The organism is Yersinia vastinensis, from assembly GCF_902726565.1.
Taxonomy (GTDB): domain Bacteria; phylum Pseudomonadota; class Gammaproteobacteria; order Enterobacterales; family Enterobacteriaceae; genus Yersinia; species Yersinia vastinensis.
In genome coordinates this window covers 1-1,013 of the sequence record NZ_CACVAF010000036.1, presented here as the reverse complement: position 1 = coordinate 1,013, position 1,013 = coordinate 1, and the positions used below count along the sequence as shown (strand labels likewise).

The window sequence follows — 1,013 nt, the reverse complement described above, 5'->3', positions numbered from 1 at the left end:
GCTATATTCCGTGGCATGACCTTCTGGGCCAATAATCAGATGAACGTTCTGGCCGATATGCCCCGTGATATGGATTACGCAATCACCCGCGCCAACGTGAAAGATGGAAAATTAACCTACAGCAGCGCCAGTGAAAAAACACATTATAGCCATGCGTTCGTGTCGTGGTCTGATCCGGCCAATGGCTATCAAGATGCGATTGAGCCTGTATCTGAGATTGCGCTAGTTCGCCGGTTTGGTGTGAAACAGGCAGATGTTACCGCTATCGGTTGCACTCGACAAACTGAGGCGATTCGTCGCGGAAAGTGGGTTCTACACACCAATGATGCTGATCGTTCTGTATCGTTCACAGTTGGTCTGGATGGGAAGATACCTCTACCCGGCTATATTGTGGGAATTGCCGATGAAATGGTTGCTGGTCGGCCTCTTGGGGGACGGATAAGCAAGGTTAACGGTCGTAATATTACACTCGATAGAGTTTCTTCCGCTGCAGTGGGTGAGCGACTTATTGTGAATCTTCCTACCGGAAAGAGCGAGGGGAGAACGATTCAAACTGTTGCGGGGAAAGTTATCACTGTCACAACGGCATTTAGCGTAACACCTGTTCCCCAATCAGTTTGGGCCATCGATGCCAGCGATCTGGCTTTACAGCTTTTTCGTGTCACGGGCATAACTGAGGGAAGTGACGGGGTATCTTACGACATCACAGCTATTGAGTATGATCCTAATAAATTTGACCGCATCGATACTGGGGCCAGAATAGAGGACCGTCCAATCAGCGTTATTCCTCCCAGCGTTCAGCCGCCACCAACGAATGTTGTTATTGATAGCTTTTCGGCCCTATCTCAAGGGCTGGCCGTAACAACATTGCGTGTGACATGGGAGCCGGCTGCTAGCGCAATAGCATACGAGGCAGAGTGGCGGCGCGATAATGGTAACTGGATATCAGCGCCACGTACATCCGCACAAGGATTTCAGGTTGAAGGGATTTATGCGGGACAATATCAGGCTCG

Annotated in this window: 1 protein-coding gene; it reads left to right on the top strand. The window is 50.1% G+C overall.

Translation table 11 applies throughout. The annotated features are described in order from the left end of the window. On the top strand, positions 1–1,013 hold a 1,013-nt coding region (locus tag HUZ92_RS20705; protein WP_174846894.1), incomplete at both ends, for a TipJ family phage tail tip protein.